The following is a 22,777-nucleotide window of genomic DNA, read 5'->3' on the forward strand; positions in this document are numbered from 1 at the left end:
ACCTGCACTCTCTTGACGATCGATACGGAGCTGACCTGGCGCCATCACGTGTCCGGGCTGGGCTGGCAGGAGAATTATGCGCTGAGCGTCGAGCCGGCGGGGGTCGGTCTCGGTTATCAGCTCGCCATGCTGGAGCGCCATGGGCTCAAGGCCTGCTTCTTCGTCGATCCGATGCCGGCCAGGCTGTTCGGCATCGCCCCCGTCCGCTGGATGGTCGACACGATCCTCGAGGCGGGTCAGGAGGTGCAGCTCCATCTCCACCCGATGTGGGAGAGGGCCAGGGCCAACGGTACCGTCGCCAAGGATACGGTGTTCGAGCTGATCGATCATCCGCTCGACAAGCAGCGGGAGCTGATCGAGGAGGCTCGCGAGCTGCTGGTCGAAGCCGGCGCGCCCGATCCTGTCGCTTTCCGCGCGGGCAGCTATGCGGTCAATGACGATAGCCTGCGCGCGCTCGCCCAGACGGGCATCCGATACGACGCCAGCCATAACGGTTGCGAAGGGCCGTGGCCGAGCGCGCTGTCGCTGCCGCTCGAACAGGTCGCGCCCGTCGATCATCACGGCGTTATCGAAGTTCCGGTATCGCAGCTGCGGACCGCGAATGGCGGGCTCCGGCACCTGCAGATCTGCGCCGTTTCGCTGGCCGAAATGGTCCATGCGCTCGATCATGCGATCGCGGAAGACCACCCGGTCTTCATGCCGGTCGGCCACAGTTTCGAGCTGGCGACGCGCGACGGCCGCCGGGTCAATCCGGTCGTCCGCAAGCGCTTCGACGGTCTGTGTGCGCTGCTCGCCGCGCGGCGCGACGCCGCGCCGACCATGCATTTCGCCGATCTGGGCGCGCTGCCGCTGGACCGCGATATCGCGCCCGTCGATACGTCGCCGACCCTGGTAGCGGGCCGTATGGTCGGCCAGCTCTGGGCCAACATCGTCGAAAAGCGCGCCGCATGACCTCGGCGATGACCCTGCCGCTGCGGTTCCAGGTCGGCGCGCGCACGATGTTTGCCGTGCGGCGGCGACTGGTGCGGATCGGCCTGTCGCTCGACGAGGCGATGGCGGATCGGCCGATCGAATTGCCGCCGCTCGAATCGGCCGATCATGGCTATCTGGTGACCTCGCTGCCCGAAACGCGGCTTTCCGGCGTCGTGGACCTGCATGCCGACATGCTGGGATTCGTCCGCCAGCGCTACGCGCGGCGCTATGCCGACCTGTCCTGCAGTTTCGACGATTATATGGCGACATTTTCAGGGAAGAGCCGTTCCACCCTGCGGCGCAAGGTTCGCAAGTTCGCCAAGCTGACGGGCGGCACGCTCGATCTGCGCGCCTATCGCACGGCCGACGAAATCGCCGAATTCCAAGGGCTTGCGCGCCGGGTCTCGGCGAAAACCTATCAGGAGAAGCTGCTCGATGCGGGTTTGCCGGACGATCCCGGTTTCGAGGCGCGGATGATGCGGGCGGCTGCCCGCGATGCGGCGCGCGGCTGGCTGCTGTTCGCCGATAACGAGCCGGTCAGCTATCTCTACGCGCCGGCGGACGGCGACACGTTGATCTATGCCTATCTCGGGTACGATCCGGACTGGGCGCGCCATTCGCCGGGCACGGTGCTGCAGGTCGAGGCGATGCGCCAGATCATCGAAGAGGGCCGCTTCCGCCGCTTCGATTTCACCGAAGGCGACGGGCAGCACAAACGGCAATTCGCGACGGGGAGTGTCGATTGCGTCGATCTGCTCCTGCTCCGCAGGACGCTAGGCAACCGCGTGCTGGTGGCCGCGCTGAAAACATTCGACGCCGGCATCGCGTTTGCGAAGCGGCTGGGGCTGGGCGGTTTGGCGCGTCGCCTGACGCGCTAGGGCAGGGGCTTAGCCGATCTCCGTATCGAGTTCGCCGAACAGCGCGGCGATATGGATCAGCCGCGGCCGTTCCTCCTCGATCACCGCGCGAAAGGCGCGCGTCTTCAGCGCGCGGACGTCGACATCCGAAATCTCCTTGCCGTCGGGGACGGTCGACAACAGGATATCGATCAGCCGGTCGGCGCCGTGGAGACGGCCCCAGAGATAGTCGTTTTCGCGATAGGCACGGCTGAAAAAGGCGCCGAAACTGTTGAATTCGAGACCCTTTAGCGTCGCTTCGGCCCCGCCTTCGCGGATCGATTGCGCGTCCTCGGGCGCGATCCGGTCGACCTTGACGGGATCGAACTCGTCCAGGCCTTCGCCCTGGAGCAGGGGCAGGGTAGCGATGTCGTAAAAGGGAAAGCCCAGATAGGCGAACAGCATCGTCCGGCGTTCGGGCTTGGGCAGGGCGGCAAAGGCGGTCGCCAGCAATTCTTCGCCGCGGGTGTCGATCGTCTGGAGGTCGCGGGTCGCGGACAGCGCTTCCAGCGCGGCGGCGGGGGCGGTGGTCGAATCGCGGGCGATCTCCGCCATGACATCGTCGTAGAATTCGGGCCGCTCGCGGTCGAGATAGTCGCCGAGCGTGTCGTAGATCGCGTCGCGCGCGATGTTGAGCGCTTCGGGATCGCATTCGCCCTTTTCCTCGATCTCGTGAAGGCTGCGCAGCACGAAGCGCAGGCGGCGGGTGCGGAACAGCAGGTCATGCTCCCGGAAAAAGGCGATCGCCGCGCTGCTGGCGCCGTTGTTCGACAGCGCGTCCGACGTGTTGAGCCGCATCGCGCCGATCTCGCGCCAGATCGCGCGGCGCGTCGCGCGGTCCCGGGCCGCGTCATGCCCGGCGATTCCGCCCAGGAGCGCTGCGATCTCGTCGACGATGACCGACAGTTTGAGCTGGCCGTATGATGCATAGGCATAGCCGGCTTCCTTCGCCGCGAAATTCTGCGCCTTGGCCCGCCACGCCGCGAGGCGCTGCGGGGTCGGCCGGTTGAGGAACAGGGTGCGGCCGAAATCCTGCTCGATTGCAGCTTCGACCTGGGGCCGGATCGCCTCGACGATCCGCCGCATGCGCATGATGCGGCGGGAATGTTCCTCGATCGCCTCCAGATTGTCGCGGATCGGCTGTTCGCGCGGGATGTCCGACAGCGCGCCGAATATCGCCCGGAAGAAACCGGGAGCGCCGTCGTCATAGCCCATCCCGATGCTGCGGATCCCGGGCTTTGGGTCGATATAGACGAAGCGGCGATCGACCTCGCGATGGGCCGGCCGGTCGCGCAGTGCCTCGATGGCCGGGCCGAACGGCGCATTGGCAAGCACCGAACCGTCGATCAGCGCCGTCGTCTCCGCGGTACCGGCGGCCGTCTGCCGCGGCAGGACGCGTTTCAGAAAGGCGGCGCGGCCCGGCCAGGCAATCTTGCGCCGCTTCAGCACCTCGTCGAGCTCCCGCACGGTGAAGGGCGGGAAGGCGCCCGGGAAGCTCGCGGTCGCGCGCGCCGCGAAGGTCAGTTCGGGGATGCTGCCGAGCCGGCGCGGGACCATGCCGTGATCGGTGAAGGGGAGGGTGAGCCGGTGTTCGGTCTCGACGATCTCGGGCGGGGAATTGAGGTGCAGCCGCTGCGGATGGCCGTGGAAATCGGTCACCGTGACATACAGGTCGAGCGGCTGGCCGTCGGGCAGCAGCGGTTCGGTGGCGGGCAGGGTTCCCATGGCCTCGAACGCATCGAGGATGAGATTGGTGAAACCCTCGCCGCCGAAGGGCGGCTGGAACCATTTGGCGCGCACGAAGCGGGAAAGCTTGGCGCTGACCTCGTCCTGCGCGTCCGGATCGACCGTGGTCGCGACCGTTCCGCCCCGGCGGCGCGCGACGGCCCAGGCGATCGGCACCGCCCAGAATTTGGTGAAGCGCGAAATCGGCCGTTTGTCGGGGGCCAGCAGGATGTCGACGTCCGCCTTGTCGAGCCACAGGTCGGTCAGCGGCTCGAGCGATTTGCCCGAAGCGATCGCCTCGGCGAGGAACACCCCGTTGATCCCGCCCGCGCTGGCGCCCGCCACGATGTCGACCATAGCGCGCAGCTTGACGTTACACTTGCGCTCGATCGTGTCGAGCAGCTCGCGATAGACGCGCTGGGACGTGTCGGTCGGCGCCAGATCGTCGTGGAAGGCCCGGCTGGCGCGCGCCAGACGCCAGATTTCCTTCGTGATTCCGTGCATGTAGATTGCGAGACTGATGCCGCCATAACAGACCAGGGCCAGGCGCAGCTCTTTCTCTCGCATCCGGCGATGCTTGGCAGGTGGCGCGGATTTTGTCGAGCATTCGAAGCGCCTCTAGGCGTTTTCGCCTTCGCTGTGCGCGGGCAGGTACAGCGTGATCGTCGTCCCCACGCCGGGCTCGGACGCGATCTCGACATGGCCGCCCGATTGTTTGGCGAATCCGTAGATCATCGAAAGGCCGAGCCCCGTGCCCTTGCCGACTTCCTTGGTGGTGAAGAAGGGTTCGAATGCGCGCCCGATGGTTTCCTCGTCCATTCCGGTGCCGGTGTCGATGACCGAAATCATCGCATAATCGCCGGGCATCAGGTCCGAATGATGCTCGCCCACCGAGATCGCTTCGGTCTTGAACCGGAGCTGGCCGCCGGCCGGCATCGCGTCGCGGGCGTTGAGCGCCAGGTTGAGCAGGACATTTTCCAGCTGGTGGCTGTCGATGAAGATCGGCCCGATACTCTCGTCCAGATCCGAGCCGAAGACGATATGCTCGCCGATCGTTCGCTGGATCATGTCGCCGACATCGCTGATCAGGGCGTTCAGGTCGGTCGGATGCGGCACCAGCGACTGGCGGCGCGAAAAGGCGAGCAGACGCTGCGTCAGCGCGGCTGCGCGTTTCGCCGCCGCGCCGATATTCGTCATGTTGCGGCCCACCTTCTCGTCGTCGACATTGGCGAGACGCAGTTCGAGCAGCTGGATGCTGCCCGAGATGACGGTAAGCAGGTTGTTGAAGTCATGGGCGATACCGCCGGTCAACTGGCCGACCGCTTCCATCTTCTGGGCCTGGAGCAGCGCCTCTTCGACCAGCGCCCGTTCGTCGAGCGCTTCGTTGACGCGCGTCTCGAGCGTCTCGTTGAGCAGTGCGAGCTGCTCCTCGGCCGCATGGCGCGCCGTATCGTCGCGCATCGTCAGCACGGCGCCGAGCTGCTGACCCTGATCGTCATAGAGCGGCCGGGCGGTACCGATCGCCAGGACTTCGCTGCCATCCGGGCGGCGGATGCGCCAGCGCTCGTCGACGACGGTTTCTCCGCGCAGGACGGCGCGCGCCAGCGGGAGTTCGAGCGTGGGATAGGGGTCGCCCTCTTCGGTGAACAACCGATAGCTTTCGGTATAGTTTTCCGGATCGACTTCGAGATTGCGGACGCCGTGCAGCGCATAGGCGGCTTCGTTGACGAACGATATCTGGCCCATCGCATCGGTAACGATCACGCCCTCGCCGAGTTGGTCGAGCACCGCCGAATATTCGAGCGGCGGAATGTGCACGCTGGAATGGGCTTCGGTCGGGTCGCGCTGACTCTGCTGGCTGTTGTTGGTGCGCACATGTAAAACCGTCCACGATGCGATTTCGCCCTGCTCATCCAGCTGCGGGGCGGCCTTCGTCGCCCAGCGCTGCAACTCGCCGTCGCAATCGCGGATGCGGTGGACGCGGACAAAAGCGTATTTGCCGGTCTCGGCGCGCCGCCACTCGCTTTTCGTGCCGTCGATATCGTCGCCATGGATCGCATTCATCCAACCCCGCCCGCAATATTCGGCGTGAGACTGACCGGTCAGTTTCGCCCAGTCGGTTTGCACCTCGTCCATGTGGAGATCGGAATCGACCGAGACCACAAAGGCGTCGACTTCATCCAGCGCGTTGCGGACGGTTTTCTCCTCGTCGATGCGAGGGTGTATCGCCGGATCCAGATTTACCATCATGAAGCCTCAATATGCGACCGGCCGGGGGATGGCGGTCGCCGGGCACTTTCGCTCACCATGGTTAACAACGCGTAAACCATGAAGGGATTTGGCCGATTTTCAAGCCAATTTACGGCGGGCCGAAGGGGACGATGCGGTTTGCGGCATCGTGACCGATATCGGCGGCGCCGAGAAAGGGGATGCCGGACCGGGCGCACCAGTCGCGGACGATCTCGTCCGCCGTCATTCCGAAATCGATGTCGTTCTCGATGATGTCGCTGCACCGGCCGAGCCGAATCCCGGCCACGCCACGAATCCCGGCATTGGCCGTCACATGATGCATGGTGCGATCTATTTTGTACATATATTCAGATACTTCTTCAAGCATCAGGACATGATTTCTCAAGTCGGGCTGGAGCGATGTTCCGAGAATCTGGCTCAATGTGATCATGTTGAACGCGGCAGCCGGCCGGCCATCGCCGAGCGAGGGTTCGAGCGTGTCGGCGTCCTGTGCGACGAGCCAGCGCAATGCACGCTCGATCGCGGCGTCGCCGCCCTCGCGCACGATATCCTGGCACATCGGGCCGTGGGCGACCGCACAGCCCGCCGTGTAGAGCCCGGCCAGCAGCATCCCTGCATCGCTGTAGCCGAGATAGGTTTTGGCGCGCGCCGGGGCTTCCAGCCTGGCCAGAACGTCTCCGGCGATCCGACAGGCGCCATAGCCGCCCCGCGCGAACCACAGCGCGTCGAAACCGGGATCGTTGGCGATCGCCAGAAACGCCGCGGCGCGGTCCGCATCGCTGCCCGCGAAATGTCCATGCCGCAGAAAGCTGTTCGGATGGACGACCAGTTCGGGCGGGTTGCCGGGGAAATGCGCAGCGGCAAGCGCCGTCACACGGTCCGCCGTCTCCCGCTCGAAGGGGGAACTGGCGGCGACAATGCCGATCCTGACCGTTTTTTTTGCCACCCCGAGCCTTTCTCAAATTGAAAAACCGCGCCGCCCCCAATAGCGAGGCGCGATGACAAAGGACAAATCCTATTTCTTCTGCGGGATCGGCGGCAGTGGCATGCTGCCTCTGGCCAGCATCCTGCGCGGCCGGGGCGCGACCGTGGCCGGCTCCGATCGCGCGCTCGACCAGGGCCGGACGGCGGACAAGTTCGACTGGCTGCGGGCCCAGGGCATCGCCCTGTTTCCCCAGGACGGCAGCGGATTGACACAGGAAAATCAGATACTTGTGGCGTCGGCCGCAGTGGAGGACAGCGTGCCTGACGTCATGGCGTCACGCGAACTCGGCCTCGAACGGATGACGCGGCCCGAATTGCTGGCGAGCCTGTTCAACGCCGCCCCGCGCAGCATCGGGGTGGCCGGCACCAGCGGCAAATCGACCGTGACGGGCATGATCGGCTGGATCCTGCACGATTGCGGGCGCGACCCCACCGTCATGAACGGCGCGGTGATGAGGAATTTCATCTCGGACGAAACACCGTTCGCAAGCGCGCTGGTGGGGCAGGGGGACGCCTTTGTCAGCGAGGTCGACGAGAGCGACGGGTCGATCGCGCTCTACGAACCCGATATCGCGATCCTCAACAATGTCTCGCTCGATCACAAGTCGATGGACGAGCTGCGGACGCTGTTCGGCGGATTTCTCGCGCGCGCGGGCCATGCGATCGTCAATGCCGACGATGCGGAGAGCGCGCGCCTGGCTGACGCCATTGCGCCGGACCGGCTGTGCCGTTTCGGCTTCGACAGTCCGGATGCGGATCTGCGTGGCGAAAATATCGTGGAAGCGCCGCTTTCCGTGGCGTTCGACGTTATCGCAGGAGACGAGAAAGGTCATGTCGAGCTCGCCGTCCCCGGGCGCCACAACGCCGCCAACGCGCTGGCGGCGCTGGCCGCGGCCCGGGCCTGCGATGTACCGCTCGCCGACGCCGTGGCGTCGCTCGGTCGGTTTTCGGGGCTCAGGCGGCGGTTCGAGATTGTCGGTACGGCCGGCCGGACGACGGTCATCGACGATTTCGGGCACAATCCCGACAAGATCGCCGCGACGCTGAAGACGTTGCACGCCTTTCCAGGCAGGCTGCTCGTTTTCTTCCAACCCCATGGCTATGGGCCCCTCAAGAAAATGGGCGACGAGCTGATCGCCTGCTTTGCCGATAATCTGTCCGAAGAAGATCGTCTAATCCTTTGTGATCCGGTCTATTTCGGCGGGACGACGGACCGCAGCACCGGCAGCGGAGCGATCGTCGACGGCGTCGCCGCGGCGGGGCGTACGGCCGAGCATATTCCCGACCGCGCGGACTGCGGCGCGCGGCTCGCCGCGTTGGCGGGGCCCGGCGACCGGATCATCGTCATGGGCGCGCGCGACGATACGCTGTCGGCGTTCGCCGCGGACATTCTCGAGCGGATCGGACACTGAAAAGCGGGCTGGTATTCCCCTTTTGTTCTCGTTAGGATGCCGCCATGGCGAAACCCCAGAAACGATATGTCTGCCAGTCCTGCGGGTCGGTCGCATCGAAATGGCAGGGCCAGTGCGGCGACTGCAAGGAATGGAACACGCTCGTCGAGGATATGGGCGGCGTCGTGACGCCGTTTCAGGCCAAGCATAACCTGCAATCGGGCGGCAAGGCGGTCGATCTGGTCGGGCTTGACGCCGATATCGCCTTGCCCGAGCGGATCGCGACCGGAATCGCCGAACTCGACCGGGCGCTGGGCGGCGGGCTTGTCGAGGGATCGGCGACGCTGCTCGGCGGCGATCCGGGGATCGGCAAGTCGACTCTGCTGCTCCAGGCCTGCGCGATCGTCGCAAAGGCAGGTCATGACGTCACCTATATCTCGGGCGAGGAAGCCGCCGACCAGATCAGGCTGCGCGCCCGGCGGCTGGGGCTCGGCGATGCGCCGATGAAGCTCGCCGCTGCGACGTCCGTTCGCGATATACTGACGACGCTCGGCAATGGCGACGGAAAGCCGCCGGCGCTGCTGGTCATCGATTCGATACAGACGATGCACAGCGATTTGATCGAAGGGGCGCCGGGCACGGTGAGCCAGGTGCGCGCCTCGGCGCAGGAACTGATCCGCTTCGCCAAGGAACGCGGGACGGCGGTCGTCCTGGTCGGCCATGTCACCAAGGACGGCGCGATCGCCGGGCCGCGCGTGCTCGAACATATGGTCGATACGGTGCTCAGCTTCGAGGGCGAGCGCAGCCATCAGTATCGGATATTGCGGGCGATCAAGAACCGGTTCGGCGGGACCGACGAGATCGGCGTGTTCGCCATGGCCGAGCAGGGGCTGGAAGAGGTCGCCAACCCGTCCTCGCTGTTCCTCACGAGCCGCAAGGACGATGTCAGCGGCGCGGTCGTCTTTCCCGCGCTGGAAGGGACGCGGCCGGTACTCGTCGAAATCCAGGCGCTCGTCGTGCGGCTGGCGAGCGGGGCGACGCCGCGCCGCGCGGTCGTCGGCTGGGATTCGGGACGACTGGCGATGATCCTCGCCGTGCTCGAAGCGCGCTGCGGACTCAGCTTCTCGACCTCGGAAGTTTATCTCAACGTCGCCGGCGGCTATCGCATCGTCGATCCGGCGGCCGATCTCGCGGTGGCCGCCGCGCTGATCTCGGCGCTGTCGGAACAGCCGATTCCGGCCGAGACCGTGGCCTTTGGCGAGATATCGCTATCGGGCGAGGTGCGCACCGTGTCGCATGCGGCATTGCGGCTGCGCGAGGCGTCCAAGCTCGGCTTCGCCAAGGCATTGCTGCCCGCCTCGATCGATAGCCGCGAGAGCGGAATGGCGCTGCAGGGCTTCTCGGCATTGCGCGGACTGGTTGACCATCTGCTGGGCCGCGCCTAGCGGACGAACCCATGACGGCGCTCGATGCGATTGTGTTGATTCTGGTCGGCGGCGGCGCGATCCACGGCTTCATGCGGGGTTTCACCTTCGAGGTCATGACCCTGCTGTCCTGGTTGATCGGGGTAATCGCCCTGCGCCTCTTCCATGGCGATATGACCGGCCTGCTCGCCGGTTCCGTCGGTTCGGGCGGCGCGGCGCCGATACTCGCCTTCGCGATCGTCTTCGGCGGCGCCTTTTTCGCGACCCGTTTCATCGGCCGGAAGTTCGGCATCGGTGTCCGGGAATCGATCATCGGGCCGTTCGATCGCATCCTCGGCCTGGGGTTCGGCGCGGTGAAGGGGCTGATCGTCGTCACCCTGCTCTTCCTGCTCGCCAATCTGGCGACCGATATCGCCTATGGCGGCCATGCCGAACGGCCCGCCTGGATGCGCGAATCGCGGACTTTTCCGCTGCTCAACGCCAGCGGCCGGGCGATCATCGATTTCGTCGAAATGCGGCGTCATACGGACGCGGACGAGCCGACAGCCGCGGACTGAGCGGACGGATCACTGGTAATTGCCGGCCAAGCGGCTAAATCGGGCGGATGGCCGCCACGCTCTACAATGCCGAAATCCTGCGTCTCGCGACCGAGATTCCCCATCAGGGGCGGCTCGAATCGCCGCATGCGAGCGCCGAAAAGCGCTCGCCGGTCTGCGGCAGCCGGGTCATCGTCGATGTCTGCATGGATGCGGACGGACGGATCGCGGCGCTCGGGCAGGAGGTTCGCGCCTGCGCACTGGGCCAGGCGTCGGCGGCGCTCATGGCGCGTCATGCGATCGGCCGGCGGTCCGCGGAGCTGGCGGCGGCGCGTGATGCGCTGACCGGATTTCTCGCCGGCGCGCAGACCGATCCGGGCGACTGGCCGGGACTTGAGATCCTGCGGCCGGCAATACCGCACAAGGCGCGGCACGCTTCGATCCGGCTGCCGTTCGAGGCGGTCGCCGAGGCGGCAGCGCAAGCCCGGATCGCCGCCTGATGGCCGGCGAGCAAGCGGCCGGCGATCATGGCGGCGGCGCCCATGGTATTACCGGCGAACTGCTGCTCGACGGCTTCATCCTGCTCGGCGCGGCGCTCGCCTTCGTGCTGCTGTTCCGCCGGCTCGGCCTCGGCGCGGTTCTCGGCTATCTGATCGCCGGGATCGCCGTCGGGCCGTTCGGGCTTGGGCTCATCGAAAGCGGCGAATCGATCCTGGCAGTCGCGGAAATCGGCATCGTGCTGCTGCTGTTCCTCGTCGGACTCGAACTGGCGCCTGCGCGGCTCTGGCGCCTGCGCCGCGACATATTCGGGCTCGGCCTGTCGCAGGTGATCCTGTGCGGCCTCGCGGTCACCGGGCTGGTTCTGCTTTCCACCAATTTCACCGTCGCGGCCGCGCTGGCGATCGGCCTGCCGCTCGGGCTGTCGTCAACGGCGCAGGTCCTGCCGCTGCTCCAGTCCGAGGGCCGACTCAACACGCCGCTCGGCGAGCGCGCCTTCTCGATCCTGCTGTTCCAGGATCTCTCGATCGTCCCGCTGCTCACCGTAGTCGCGGTGCTGTCGCGCGCGCCGGCCGATCCGGGCGCGCCGCCCGGCTGGCTGCTCGCCATCTATGCAATCCTGTCGATCGTCGGCCTCGTCCTTGCCGGGCGCTTCGTCCTCAACCCGCTGCTCCGGATCGTCGGGCGCTTCGCCGAGCGCGAGCTGTTTATCGTAACCGGGCTGTTCACGGTCTTCGCGGCCGCCGTGCTAATGGATTCGCTCGGCCTGTCGATGGCGCTCGGCGCTTTTGTCGCGGGCGTCATGCTCGCGGACTCGCCCTATCGCCACGAGCTGGAGGCCGATGTCGATCCGTTCCGCTCGATCCTGCTCGGCCTGTTCTTCCTTGCCGTCGGCATGATGCTCGACGTCGATGTCGTACTCGACCGGCCGTTCTTCGTGGTCGGCATGGCGGCGGCGCTGGTCGTCACCAAGGTGGCGATCATCTTCGCCCTGGCGCGCGCCTTCGGGGTGAAGACGCGCGCGGCCTTCGTGCTCGGGCTGCTGCTCAGCCAGGGCGGCGAATTCGCGTTCGTGCTGTTCACCGAGGCCGAACGCGCGCTGCTCGTGACCGGGGCCGCGTCGAGCCTTTACGGCGCGGTGGTAACGCTGTCGATGGCGACGACGCCGTTCCTGATGGCGCTTGCCAAGCGCTTTGGCGGGGTCAAGGCCTCGACGCGCGACGACCTTGCCGGGCCGGGCGAAGCGCCGACCGCGGGCGCGATCGTGGTCGGCCACGGGCGCTACGGTCAGACGGTCTCCCAGATGCTGATGGGAGCGAACATCCCGGTCACGCTGATCGATTCGAAACCCGACCAGATCGACCTGTCGGGTGAGTTCGGGCGGAAGGTCTATTATGGCGACGGCCTCCGGGTCGACCTGCTGCGCGAAGCGGGCGCCGACGATGCGCGTGCCATCCTGTTCTGCAACGACGGCGTCGCGCTCGACGAGGGCAGGCTGGAAGCGATCCGCATGGCCTTTCCCGGCACCAGGATTCTCGCCCGCGTGTTCGACCGCCGGCATCTTCTCGCGCTCGGCGACAATCAGATCGACGGCACGTTCCGCGAGGTTCTCGAATCCGCGATTTCGATGGCGCGCAAGGCGATGGAGCTCGTGAATCTCGACGACAGCCTGATCGACCGGGTCGAGGAAGAATATCGGAAGCGCGATTGCGACCGGCTGGCGATGCAGAAGGAGGAGGGCGACCTCCATGCCGGTGCGGAAATGAGTTTCGGCGGGCCGGAATCGCTCGATTTCGACGGCACGGACAAGCGCTAGCGCGCGGTCCTAGTCGGCCGCGTCCAGAAATACCGCCACGTCATCGAGGTCGACGTCGCGGGCGAGGAAGGTCTCGCCGATTCCGCGGGCCAGCAGGAAGGGCAGGGTGCCGCCCTCCATCTTCTTGTCATGGCTCATATGCTCGACAAGCCGTGCGCCGTCCGCCTGGACGCCGGCGGACGACAGTCCGTGGGGCAGGCCTGTATCGGCGAAATGCGCCGCCACCCGTTCCGCATCGGCCTCGGCGCACAGTCCCCGGCGCGCGGAATAGCGAAAGGCGAGGCTGATGCCGGCGGCGACCGCCTCGCCATGGAGCAGCGCGTCGGAAAAGCCGGTCTCGGCTTCGAGCGCATGGCCGAATGTGTGGCCGAGGTTGAGCAGCGCGCGGCGGCCGCTGCGCTCGGTCTCGTCCTCGCCGACGATCCGTGCCTTGGCCGCGACGCTGTGCCGGATCGCCTCGATCTGCGCTGCCCGGTCTCCGCCCAGCAGCTCCGCGCCATGCGCCTCGCACCATTGGAAGAAATAGCGATCGTCGATCAGGCCGTATTTGACGATCTCGGCATAGCCGGCCCGCAATTCGCGGGGCGGCAATGTATCGAGCACCGACGGATCGATGAGGACGAAGCCCGGCTGGTGGAAGGCGCCGACAAGGTTCTTGCCGGCCCGGCTGTTGATCGCCGTTTTGCCGCCGACCGAGCTGTCGACCTGGGCGAGCAACGTCGTCGGGATCTGCACGAAGCCGCAGCCGCGCTTGACGATCGCCGCCGCGAAACCGGCAAGATCGCCGATCACGCCGCCGCCCAGCGCGACGATATGATCGCCCCGCTCGACGCCCAGCTGCAGCAGCTGATCGGTCAGCATCTCGAGCTGGCTCCAGTTCTTCGTCGCCTCGCCGGCGGGCAGCACGATCGGAAAGACGGCGATGCCCGCTTCGTCGGCCACGGTCTTGAGGCGCGGGAACTGGAGCTTGGCGACGGTTTCGTCGGTGACGACGATCATCCGGCCGCGGCCCATGAACGGGCCGAGCACCTCCATCGCGCGATCGAGCAGGCCGTCTTCGATCCGGATGTCATAGCTGCGGGCACCCAGCTCGACGGGGACGATGGTCATTTGGCGAGGGCCTCCAATATGCGGTCGACGGTTTCTTCGTGCGCGCCTTCGCCGCTATGCACGTGGATCGGGGCCTGCGAATAGTATCGATTACGCTTTTCGGCCAGCTCGGTGAGCACCGTCTTCGGGTCGCTGTCGCGGACCAGCGGCCGTGTGTCGCGCCGGGACACCCGCTCGGCAAGGACATCGATATCGGCATCGAGCCAGACGGCGGTCGCCTCCTTGAGGATCAGCGCGCGGGTCTCGGGATTGACGAACGCGCCGCCGCCGGTTGCGATGATCTTGTGCGAACCGTCGATCAGGCGCGCGATCACGCGCCGCTCGCCGTCGCGAAAATAGTCTTCGCCGTAATTCTCGAAAAGCTCGCCGACCTTCATGCCGGCCGCCGCCTCGATCTCGTCGTCCGAGTCGACAAAGGGCAGCCCGAGCCGGTTCGCGAGCCGCCGGCCGATCGTCGATTTGCCGACCCCCATCAGGCCGACAAGCACTACAGGCTTGTCGATATGGGATTTTATCGCCGTGGGCGACGAATTTCGGGATGGGGTAGGCGTCATGGTGATAGGGGTATAAACAGTCGCTCGGTCGCAACAAAAGCTCAAAAAGAGCTGGTCATGATAAGGTAACGTCGAATATGTCGCGTTCGCTATTGCTTTTCCTCGCGTTTCTGGTGGGTTTGGTGATCTTCATCTACTATCTCTCCACCATCGATACCGAGGTCGAAACGCAACTGATCGAAGAACCCGTGGCCGATGAAGCGCTGGAAAACTAAGTCACTATTGGCATTGGGGATCGGCGTCGGCGCCTATGCGCTGATCGTTCCCGCCTTCGGCCAGGACGCGCCGGAATCGCTGCTGCCCGAGGGTTTTGGCGATCCGGTGCCGCCGCCCCCCGCTTCGCCGCCGCCGCCTCCTGCCGCAACCCCTGCGCCGTCCGCTCCGACGGGACCGGCGCCGTCGGCCCCGGCATCGCGGCCGGACGATCGCGCGTTCTCGCTGGACGGCGAGGGCGATATCGACGAGTTCGACATGTCCGATCTCGATCTCGAATTCGAAGACATTCCGCCCGAATATGAATTGCCGCCCCAGGCGCGCCGCTCGCTGGTGCGCGTCGGCCCGTTAATGCCGGCCAATGGCGGTTACGGCGAAGACGCCTTTGCCGGCGCCGACGGCCGCTATCTGTCGCGGCTGATGCGGGAGCTCGATGCGCCGGGACCCTCGCGCTGGATGCATATCAGCCTGCGCCGTGCGCTGCTGAGCAATATCCCGACGCCCGACGGCGTAGCCGCGCCCGACTGGATCGCGGAGCGCGCCTGGCTTCTGCTCCGGATGGGCGAGGTGGATGGCGCGCGGATGCTCGTCCAGCGGGTCGACAGCGATCGCCATACGCCCAAACTCTATGCGGTCGCGATGCAGACCGGTCTTGCGGCGACCGATCTTGCGGCCTTTTGCCCGCTGGTCAGCGGCGCCCGGCGCAGCGCGGAATCGCCGGCCTGGGTGATGGCCGACGCGATCTGCGCGGGGCTGGGCGGCGAAAGCGCCCGGGCGACGGCGCAAATGGCCAGCGTTCGCAATGCCGGGCTCACCAACGGTTTCGATATGCGGCTCGGCGACCGGGCGGTGAATGCCGGGAGCAGCGCGCAGGCGGTGCCGATCGACTGGACCGGCGTCGAACAGCTGAACGCCTGGCGGTTCGGCGTCGCCAACGCGACCGGCGTCGAGATTCCCGACGAACTCTATGAGGGCGCCGGCCGGCAGGTCGCCGCCTGGCGCGCGCGGACGCCGAGGGTCGACCTTGCGGACAGGATCGCACCGGCCCGGACCGCGGCGGTGCTCGGCGTATTCTCCAATCAGGCTTTGGTGTCGATGTACAGCGCGCTGCTGGCGGAGCTCGATCCGTCGGCTATTCCCGGATCGACGACCGATTTTCTGCGCCAGGCCTATGTCGACCCCGGGGAGAGCGGCCGCGTCGACGCGATGGAAGCGCTCTGGACCGAAGATGACAGCGCCGACGGACGCTATGCGGGGCTGATCCTGACCGCCCGGGCCGCGGCGCGCGTCCGGCCGGCCGAGGACCTGGTCGGCTATGCGCGCGAGCTGATCGCGGCGATGATGACGGCGGGGCTGGACATTCAGGCGTCGCGCTGGGCGTCGGTCATCGATGCGGATTCCAGCGACGACGCCTGGGCGCTGCTCGCCGTCGGCGCGCCGCAACCCGGGGTCGAAATCGATTTCGACCGGCTCGAAGACTATGCCGACAATGCGGGGTCGGACGGCCGGCACCGGGCGCGATTGCTGGCCGCTGCACTGGCCGGCCTCGGCCGGCTCGATGCGGGGGAAATCGGCGAAGCCGACCGGACCTTCGATCTGGGACTCGCGCGCGAGGGCATCTGGTCCCGCCAGCTCGAGCGCGTTGCCAGGGGGCAGCGCGTCGGCCTCGTCGCGCTGATCGCGGCGATCGGCATGCAGGCGAACAGCTGGGCCGGTGTTCCGCCGCGGCATCTCTATCATATCGTGCGGGCCTATCGCCTGGCCGGACGCGAACCCGAAGCCCGGATGATTGCCGCCGAGGCGATCACCCGCGCCTGATCCCGTGGCGAAAGAGCGCACCGCCCAGCCTTCGGGGGAAGATGCGCGCCTGATCGCCCGGTTTCTCGAAATGCTGGCCGCCGAAGCGGGCGCATCGCGCAACACGCTGAGCGCCTATGAAACCGACCTGCGCGGGTCGTCGGCGGCACTGGAGGGTGAACTCGCATCGGCGCAGCGCGCGGATCTGGAAAGACTGGGTGCCGGCTGGGCGCATCTTGCCCGATCGACCGTCGCGCGCAAGTCCGCGGCCCTGCGCCGTTTTTTCGGTTTCCTGGCGGACGAGGGATTGCGGGACGACGATCCGTCCGCCGCGCTGCCGCGGCCCGGCGGCGGACGGCCGCTCCCCAAGACGCTGAGCCATGCCGATATTGCGCGCATGTTCGAGGCGCTCGACCGGGAGGTTGCGACCCGGAAGCCGCTGGCGTTCCGGATGGCGGCGCTGATAGAGCTGCTATACGGCTCCGGCATGCGCGCCAGCGAACTGGTCTCGCTGCCGCGCGCGGCGGTGCGGCAGGGTTCGCCGTTCCTGATCCTCACCGGCAAGGGCGGGCGCGAGCGGCTGGTTCCGATATCGGATCGGGCGCTGGCGGCCGTCGAAAAATGGCGCAACCATGTGCCGGGCGATGCGCGTTGGCTGTTTCCATCGGGCAAGAAGCATCTGAGCCGGATCCGGCTCTATCAACTCGTCAAGGAGCTCGCCGTCAAGGCCGGTATCCCGCCCGATCGGGTGAGCCCGCATGTCCTGCGCCACGCCTTTGCCACCCATCTGCTGGAGGGCGGCGCCGATCTGCGCACCTTGCAGACGCTGCTCGGGCATGCCGATATCGCGACGACCCAGATATACACCCATGTCGACAGCGCGCGGCTCGTCGCGCTGGTCAACGCCCGTCATCCCCTCGTTGACGCACCCGGTTCGGAGGCTTAACCGCGCCTGTTATGCAGCATTTTCTCGATTTCGAAAAACCCATCGCCGATCTCCAGTCGCGCGTCGTCGAACTCCGCGATACCGCCAGCTCCGGATCGCTGAATATCGAATCCGAGGTGAAACGGCTCGAGGCGAAGTCGGAGAAGATGCTGCGCGAGACCTATGAGCGGCTGACTCCGTGGCAGAAAACGCAGGTCGCCCGTCATCCGGACCGGCCGCATTTCAAGGATTATGTCGCCGGCTTCGTCGAGGATTTCATGCCGCTGGCCGGCGATCGCGCCTTTTCCGACGATCTCGCCATTGTCGGCGGTTTCGGGCGCATCGGCGGGCGCCGGGTGCTCGTGATGGGCCATGAAAAGGGCGACAATACCGAGAGCCGGTTGCGCCACAATTTCGGCATGGCCAAGCCCGAGGGCTATCGCAAGGCGATCCGCCTGATGAAACTCGCCGACCGGTTCGGCCTGCCGGTCGTCACCCTTGTCGATACGCCGGGCGCCTTTCCCGGCATCCAGGCCGAGGAGCGTGCCCAGGCGGAGGCGATCGCCCGCTCGACCCAGGCCTGCCTCCAGCTCAACGTACCGATCGTCGCCGCGATCGTCGGCGAGGGCGGCTCTGGCGGCGCGATCGCGCTATCGAGCGCCAATACGGTGCTGATGTTCCAGCATGCGATCTATTCGGTGATTTCGCCCGAAGGCTGCGCGTCGATCCTCTGGCGTACGGCCGACAAGGCCGCCGATGCGGCCGAGGCGATGCGGATCAGCGCGAGCGAGTTGAAAAAGCTGGGCGTGGTCGACCGGGTCATCCTCGAGCCGGTCGGCGGGGCGCATCGCCATCCCGCCGAGGCGATCGCGGCTTTGGGCAAGGCGCTTGGCGAAGAACTCGACAAGCTGGCGGGCGTCTCGGCCGAAAAACTGCGCCTCAAGCGGCGCGCGAAATTTCTCGACATGGGGAAATAGCTCTGCGCGATCAGCGATTTGCGGAACGAAGCCGCCGGTTGCGGGTTATCCCATCAGTAGCGTTCAGATGGAGGGATAAATGGCGAAAATTCGGGTTCTCTTGTTGCTCACGGCATCAGTCGCGGCGGGCAGCTGCGCCGGCCTGCCCCTGCCGGGCTCGGGGCCGGCTCCCGGCGAAGCGATCACCCAGCAGGAACGCCAGCAGGGCGCGCGGGTGCACACCCAGCTGCTCCAACAATTCGGCGATGTCTATTCGGGCAGCCAGTCTGACTATGTTGTCCGTGTCGGACAGCGTATCGCCGTTCAGTCGGGCCTGTCGAACGCCCAGAACGACTTCACCGTCAGCCTGCTGAACTCGCCGGTGCACAACGCCTTCGCGCTGCCCGGCGGCTATGTCTATATCACCCGCAACCTGGTCGGCCTGATGAACAGCGAGGCCGAGCTGGCTTCGGTGATGGGCCATGAGGTCGGCCATGTCGCCGCCCGCCACTCGTCGCGGCGGCAGAGTACGAATACGATCGGCCAGATTCTCGCGGTCGGGCTCGGTATCCTGACCGGCAGCGGCGATCTCGCCAATCTCGCGGGTCAGGCGGCCCAGCTCTACACGCTCCGCTATTCGCGGAGCCAGGAATATGAGGCGGACGAACTGGGGATCACCTACCTGACGCGTGCCAACTATAACCCGTTCGCGGCGGCAGACATGCTGAGCTCGCTCGCTTCGCAGACCAGCCTCGACGCCCGGGTCGCGGGCCGCAACGCGCGCTCGCTCCCCGAATGGGCGAGTACCCATCCCGATCCCGCCGCACGCGTCAGCCGCGCCCGGGCCGAAGCGACCGAGCGCGGCGCGACCCCGGCGACGGGCACGAGCGGGCGCGATGCATTTCTCGATGCGATCGACGGGATGCTCTATGACGACGATCCGGCCCAGGGCGTGATCGAGGGCAACACGTTCCGCCATCCCGACCTTCGCCTCCAGTTCACGGTGCCGCAGGGCTATACGATGCAGAACGGGACGACTGCGGTCGTCGTCACCGGGCCGAACGGTCAGGCGCAGTTCGGCGGCGGCAATATGCAGGGCTCGCTGACCGATCATATCGACCGGGTGTTTCGCGAGCTGGCCGGCGACAACCGGCGGATCGATTATGGCAATGTCCGGACCGCGCGGATCAACGGGCTGCCCGTGGCGCAAGCGAGCGCCCGTCTCGCCAGCGGATCCAGCCAGATCGACGTGACGGTTACCGCCTATGATTTCGGCAGCAACCGCAAATATCATTTCTTGACCGTCACGCGGGCCGGGCAGGGGATCGGACCGTTCGGCTCGATGCTCAATTCGGTGTCGCGCCTGTCGAGTTCGGAAGCGGCCGCGATCCGGCCGCGGGTGATCGACGTGGTCACGGTGCGCCGCGGCGACACGATCAGCGGCCTCGCATCGCGCATGGCCTATCGCAGCTATCGGGAAGAGCGGTTCCGTGTCCTCAACGCGCTTGGCTCGGGTGACGTTTTGCAGGCGGGGGATCGCGTCAAGCTCGTCGTCTACGGCCGCTGACGCCTGACTGCCTGCGCAAAAGAAAACGGGCGGCGAATTGCTTCGCCGCCCGTTCGCTTTTTTGTGATGAAGCTAGGCTTAGCTCATTTCATCCGAAACGTTGTTGAACGTGTTGCCGAGGGTCTCACCCAGCGTGCTCATCGCGGTGATGGCAGCAACAGCGATCAGAGCGGCGATCAGGCCATATTCGATGGCGGTGGCGCCCTTGCTGTCCTTCAGCATCTTACGAAAATTCTTCATTTCTGGTCTCCTTGAGTTCCAAATGCAGGTTTCCAAATACCCCGCCAGCCCAACCCACTTGGACCGACCGTTCGATTTCTAATTGGAAGGTCTTGCAAAACACTTAATGCACCAGCTTTCCGGGATGTTTACCATTGCGCCTGGCCTTTGATGGCCGCCGGGCATCCCGGTTAAGCTCGATGGACGTTTCGCGCGGATATGGAAGGTTCGCGGCCGGTTTTCGGCGCCTTGCGGCGACGTGCAGCGCGCTCGGAACTGTCCGCCGATTGCGGGAGCGCCAGCCGGTACTGGCTGTGCCGTGCCGCCCTTCGGCTGGATCAGCTATTGGCGGAAACGTTATTGGAAACGTCGTTCCACATGTTGGTCGTCGTATCGGCGAGAACCACCAGCGCTCCGACCATCGCGATCACGATCAGCGACACGATCAGGCCATATTCGATAGCCGTCGCGCCGCGTTCATCGCGCACGATTCTTCCCAGCCAGTTTTTCATGGCACCATACCCCATTTTTCCATACCCACGACCGGGCCTCGCATCTTCGGCTTAAGAAAGTGATAAGACTTCGAATGACCGCTCCCTTTTTCACCGTCGCCGCCGCCGCCCTGGTCGATCGGGATGGCCGGATTCTCGTACAGAAACGGCCGGTTGGACGTCCCATGGCCGGCTTGTGGGAATTTCCCGGCGGTAAATGCGAGCCGGACGAGACGCCCGAGACCGCTCTGGTCCGCGAGTTGAAGGAAGAGCTCGGGATCGAGACCCACCGGTCCTGCCTGGCGCCGGGCTGTTTCGCGAGCGAGCCGTTGGGCGACAAGCATCTGCTGTTGCTGCTCTATGTCTGCCGCAAATGGGAGGGCATCGTGCAGCCGATCGAGGCGCCCGAACTCAAATGGGTCTATCCGCGCGAGCTTTATGCGCTCGAGATGCCGCCCGCGGACCGGCCGCTGATCGGCCTGCTCGAAGCGTTGATCTAGGAAGCAGCGCCCGAATCACGCGGCTTGAGGGCCTGGGCCAGCGACGTCGTCCCGCTGCCGCGCGCCGCGGGTTTGGGCTGGTCCGGCGAGGGCGCCCAGCCGGTCAGATAGACGATCTCGAAAGTTTCGCGGGTCTTGCCGTCGCGCTGCTCGGCCTCGAACGCCGCGTGGGCAGCGGCGACGGCGAATCGCGAGAGGGGCGGCCCGTGCAGGAGACTGCCATTGGCTGAACCGCGCAAATCGGCGATCAGCCGGGACAGGTCGGAATAGCGGACATCGAGCCGTTCGCCGTCCGCGACCTGCAATGCGAACCCCGCGCGGCCGAGAAGATCGCCGGCGGAGCGGAGGTCGATCTGCGGATGGATGCGCGGCGCCGCAGCGCCTCCGGTCAGGTCGGCCTGCAGCATTGCGCGGCGAAGCGCGGGGAGGCTGCCCGAACCGATAAAGGCCCCGAGAAACAGGCCGTCCGGGCGCAGCGAGCGCCGGATCAGGGTCAGTGCGCCGGGAAGGTCGTTGACCGTGTCGAGCGTTCCCGCGGCGATCACGAGATCGAAGCTCGCATCGGCGAAGGGCAAGCGATCCTCGTCGCATTGCACGCCGCCGGCGGCGCGGGCGAGCGCGAACCCCGCATCGGCGGTCACGGTATCGATATTCATGGCGTGGAGCGCGCGGGGAAGCGCGTCGCCCGCATAACCGAGGATCAGCGCGCGCGAGAAATCGCGCTGCACGACGCCCAGCCGCTCGCGCAATTCGGCGGCCATATGGTCCTGCAGAAAGGCGTGGTCCGTCCATCCATGCAGCGCCCGATCGCGCCGGACGCGGCGAAGCGCGCGGTCGAAGGGCCTGTCCTGGGCGTCGGGCGCATCCATGGCCGGGCTTGTGCCCGGCCGCCCGGTGCGGGACAAGACCGGATATGGCCGATCTGTCCGCGATCCTCACCGGCATGGCGAAACCGGTCGTCGATTTTGCGCTGCCGCCGCGCTGCCCGGCATGCGGCGATGTCGTCGACGGCGATTATCGCTTCTGCCTTGGTTGCTGGCGGCAGCTCGACCATCTCGATCAGGGCTGCCGGCAATGCGGCGATCCGCTCGTCGTCGCAGGCGACAGCGCGGCGCTGTGCGGCGCCTGTCTCGCCGATCCGCCGGCGTTCGAAACGATGCGCGCGGCGGTCCGCTACGGCGATATCGCCCGGACCATCGCGCTGCGGCTCAAATATGGCGGCCGGATCGGGCTGGCGCGCACCATCGCACGGGCGATGGACCGGCATATGGCGGGACTGGACGATGCGGTCGTCGTGCCGGTTCCGCTCCATCGCGGTCGCCTCTGGCGGCGCGGCTATAATCAGGCGGCGCTGATCGCGCGGGCACTGGCGGCCGGGAATCCCGACCGGCTGGCGCTCGACGCGCTCGTCCGGATGCGCGCGACGCCCTATCTGCGCGCGATGGGTGCCCGGGAACGGGCGAAGACGGTCCGCGGTGCCTTCGCCGTCAATCCCACGCGCCGCGATCGTATCGCCGGTGCGCGGATCGTGCTCGTCGACGATGTCTATACGAGCGGGGCGACCGCCCGGGCCTGTGCCGGTATATTGAAGCGCGGCGGCGCGGCCGAAGTCCATGTCCGCTGCTGGGCGCGCGTCGCGGCGGCCGAGGACGACGGCTATTGACGCGGGGCGCGATGCTCCACACATGGAAGCCATGGCAAAGGTGGAAATTTATACCAAATTCCTCTGCGGTTACTGCGCGCGCGCGAAAAACCTGCTTGCGTCCAAGGGTGTGGATTTCGAGGAATTCGACATCACGATGGATCGCGACAAACGCGACGAAATGCTAAACCGCAGCAATGGCGGGCGTACCGTGCCGCAGATTTTCATCGACGGGCACCATGTCGGCGGATCGGACGAGCTTGCCGCGCTCGAAGCGGCCGACAGGCTGGACGCCATGCTGGCCGCCTGAG

The 22,777-nt window shown here is 66.3% G+C and carries 23 protein-coding genes; 15 read left to right on the forward strand and 8 right to left on the reverse strand.

The window, feature by feature from the left end; all coding sequences use genetic code 11:
- Positions 1-12: 12 nt before the first annotated feature.
- Positions 13-951: a polysaccharide deacetylase family protein gene (locus tag HFP57_RS01080; RefSeq protein WP_246263240.1), complete on the forward strand. Its 939-nt coding sequence runs from the start codon at positions 13-15 to the stop codon at positions 949-951.
- Positions 948-1,850 carry a GNAT family N-acetyltransferase gene (locus HFP57_RS01085; RefSeq protein ID WP_176868037.1) on the forward strand — a complete coding sequence of 301 codons (903 nt, stop codon included), beginning with the start codon at positions 948-950 and terminating at the stop codon, positions 1,848-1,850. Before HFP57_RS01080 ends, HFP57_RS01085 begins: the two co-directional genes overlap by 4 nt.
- Positions 1,851-1,859: 9 nt before the next feature.
- Here HFP57_RS01085 and HFP57_RS01090 read toward each other — a convergent pair whose 3' ends face one another.
- The 3 genes from HFP57_RS01090 to HFP57_RS01100 form a co-directional block, all read right to left on the reverse strand.
- The gene (locus HFP57_RS01090) at positions 1,860-4,160 is read right to left on the reverse strand and encodes a patatin-like protein (RefSeq protein ID WP_176868038.1); all 2,301 of its coding nucleotides are present in this window, start codon (positions 4,158-4,160) and stop codon (positions 1,860-1,862) included.
- A gap of 51 nt (positions 4,161-4,211) precedes the next feature.
- Positions 4,212-5,843 carry a PAS domain-containing sensor histidine kinase gene (locus HFP57_RS01095; protein WP_176868039.1) on the reverse strand — a complete coding sequence of 544 codons (1,632 nt, stop codon included), beginning with the start codon at positions 5,841-5,843 and terminating at the stop codon, positions 4,212-4,214.
- Between the two features lie 109 nt (positions 5,844-5,952).
- The gene (locus tag HFP57_RS01100; RefSeq protein WP_176868040.1) at positions 5,953-6,789 is read right to left on the reverse strand and encodes an LD-carboxypeptidase; all 837 of its coding nucleotides are present in this window, start codon (positions 6,787-6,789) and stop codon (positions 5,953-5,955) included.
- Between the two features lie 52 nt (positions 6,790-6,841).
- Between HFP57_RS01100 and HFP57_RS01105 the strand changes: the two genes are divergently transcribed.
- Genes HFP57_RS01105 through HFP57_RS01125 form a run of 5 tightly spaced genes read left to right on the forward strand, consistent with a single transcriptional unit; the run spans position 6,842 to position 12,492 of the window.
- Entirely contained in the window at positions 6,842-8,239 is a 1,398-nt protein-coding gene (locus tag HFP57_RS01105) for a Mur ligase family protein (protein WP_176868041.1), read from the forward strand.
- Positions 8,240-8,283: 44 nt separating this feature from the next.
- Complete coding sequence (gene radA, locus HFP57_RS01110) at positions 8,284-9,663, forward strand: DNA repair protein RadA (protein WP_176868042.1); 1,380 nt, start codon at positions 8,284-8,286, stop codon at positions 9,661-9,663.
- A gap of 11 nt (positions 9,664-9,674) precedes the next feature.
- Positions 9,675-10,199, forward strand: a complete 525-nt coding sequence (locus HFP57_RS01115; protein WP_176868043.1) for a CvpA family protein — start codon at positions 9,675-9,677, stop codon at positions 10,197-10,199.
- Positions 10,200-10,246: 47 nt separating this feature from the next.
- On the forward strand, positions 10,247-10,678 hold the full coding sequence (locus HFP57_RS01120; RefSeq protein WP_176868044.1) for an iron-sulfur cluster assembly scaffold protein: 432 nt from the start codon (positions 10,247-10,249) through the stop codon (positions 10,676-10,678).
- Entirely contained in the window at positions 10,678-12,492 is a 1,815-nt protein-coding gene (locus HFP57_RS01125; RefSeq protein WP_176868045.1) for a cation:proton antiporter domain-containing protein, read from the forward strand. The genes HFP57_RS01120 and HFP57_RS01125 overlap by 1 nt, the downstream gene beginning before the upstream one ends.
- Before the next feature lie 9 nt (positions 12,493-12,501).
- On the opposite strand, the gene aroB is transcribed toward HFP57_RS01125, so the two are convergent.
- Together aroB and HFP57_RS01135 are read right to left on the reverse strand one after the other, a co-directional pair.
- Entirely contained in the window at positions 12,502-13,602 is a 1,101-nt protein-coding gene (gene aroB, locus HFP57_RS01130; RefSeq protein ID WP_176868046.1) for a 3-dehydroquinate synthase, read from the reverse strand.
- Complete coding sequence (locus HFP57_RS01135) at positions 13,599-14,156, reverse strand: shikimate kinase (RefSeq protein ID WP_176868047.1); 558 nt, start codon at positions 14,154-14,156, stop codon at positions 13,599-13,601. The genes aroB and HFP57_RS01135 overlap by 4 nt, the downstream gene beginning before the upstream one ends.
- A 77-nt stretch (positions 14,157-14,233) precedes the next feature.
- On the opposite strand from HFP57_RS01135, the gene HFP57_RS01140 reads away from it, so the two are divergent.
- The 5 genes from HFP57_RS01140 to HFP57_RS01160 all read left to right on the forward strand — a co-directional run bounded on the left by HFP57_RS01140 (position 14,234) and on the right by HFP57_RS01160 (position 19,614).
- Positions 14,234-14,371 (forward strand): hypothetical protein, encoded by a 138-nt coding sequence (locus HFP57_RS01140; RefSeq protein WP_176868048.1) that lies wholly within the window; start codon positions 14,234-14,236, stop codon positions 14,369-14,371.
- Complete coding sequence (locus HFP57_RS01145) at positions 14,352-16,187, forward strand: hypothetical protein (RefSeq protein WP_176868049.1); 1,836 nt, start codon at positions 14,352-14,354, stop codon at positions 16,185-16,187. Before HFP57_RS01140 ends, HFP57_RS01145 begins: the two co-directional genes overlap by 20 nt.
- A 70-nt stretch (positions 16,188-16,257) precedes the next feature.
- Positions 16,258-17,112, forward strand: a complete 855-nt coding sequence (locus tag HFP57_RS01150; protein WP_176871083.1) for a tyrosine-type recombinase/integrase — start codon at positions 16,258-16,260, stop codon at positions 17,110-17,112.
- 11 nt (positions 17,113-17,123) lie between these two features.
- Positions 17,124-18,068 (forward strand): acetyl-CoA carboxylase carboxyltransferase subunit alpha, encoded by a 945-nt coding sequence (locus tag HFP57_RS01155; protein WP_176868050.1) that lies wholly within the window; start codon positions 17,124-17,126, stop codon positions 18,066-18,068.
- Positions 18,069-18,147: 79 nt separating this feature from the next.
- The gene (locus HFP57_RS01160) at positions 18,148-19,614 is read left to right on the forward strand and encodes a M48 family metalloprotease (protein WP_176868051.1); all 1,467 of its coding nucleotides are present in this window, start codon (positions 18,148-18,150) and stop codon (positions 19,612-19,614) included.
- Between the two features lie 78 nt (positions 19,615-19,692).
- On the opposite strand, the gene HFP57_RS01165 is transcribed toward HFP57_RS01160, so the two are convergent.
- Both HFP57_RS01165 and HFP57_RS01170 read right to left on the reverse strand, forming a co-directional pair.
- Positions 19,693-19,854: a Flp family type IVb pilin gene (locus tag HFP57_RS01165; protein WP_176868052.1), complete on the reverse strand. Its 162-nt coding sequence runs from the start codon at positions 19,852-19,854 to the stop codon at positions 19,693-19,695.
- 317 nt (positions 19,855-20,171) lie between these two features.
- A complete protein-coding gene (locus HFP57_RS01170; RefSeq protein ID WP_176868053.1) occupies positions 20,172-20,345 on the reverse strand; it encodes a Flp family type IVb pilin in 174 nt (57 codons plus the stop codon).
- 74 nt (positions 20,346-20,419) lie between these two features.
- Here HFP57_RS01170 and HFP57_RS01175 point away from each other — a divergent pair, with 74 nt between their 5' ends.
- Entirely contained in the window at positions 20,420-20,824 is a 405-nt protein-coding gene (locus tag HFP57_RS01175) for a (deoxy)nucleoside triphosphate pyrophosphohydrolase (RefSeq protein WP_176868054.1), read from the forward strand.
- Here the strand turns inward: HFP57_RS01175 and HFP57_RS01180 are convergent.
- On the reverse strand, positions 20,821-21,693 hold the full coding sequence (locus tag HFP57_RS01180; RefSeq protein ID WP_176868055.1) for a methyltransferase domain-containing protein: 873 nt from the start codon (positions 21,691-21,693) through the stop codon (positions 20,821-20,823). The two genes, HFP57_RS01175 and HFP57_RS01180, sit on opposite strands and share 4 nt — an antisense overlap.
- Before the next feature lie 44 nt (positions 21,694-21,737).
- Here HFP57_RS01180 and HFP57_RS01185 point away from each other — a divergent pair, with 44 nt between their 5' ends.
- Both HFP57_RS01185 and grxC read left to right on the forward strand, forming a co-directional pair.
- The gene (locus tag HFP57_RS01185) at positions 21,738-22,487 is read left to right on the forward strand and encodes a ComF family protein (protein ID WP_176868056.1); all 750 of its coding nucleotides are present in this window, start codon (positions 21,738-21,740) and stop codon (positions 22,485-22,487) included.
- 31 nt (positions 22,488-22,518) lie between these two features.
- Positions 22,519-22,776 (forward strand): glutaredoxin 3, encoded by a 258-nt coding sequence (gene grxC / locus HFP57_RS01190; RefSeq protein ID WP_176871084.1) that lies wholly within the window; start codon positions 22,519-22,521, stop codon positions 22,774-22,776.
- The last annotated feature ends 1 nt before the right edge of the window (position 22,777 follow it).

Source organism: Parasphingopyxis algicola (assembly GCF_013378075.1).
Lineage (GTDB): Bacteria > Pseudomonadota > Alphaproteobacteria > Sphingomonadales > Sphingomonadaceae > Parasphingopyxis > Parasphingopyxis algicola.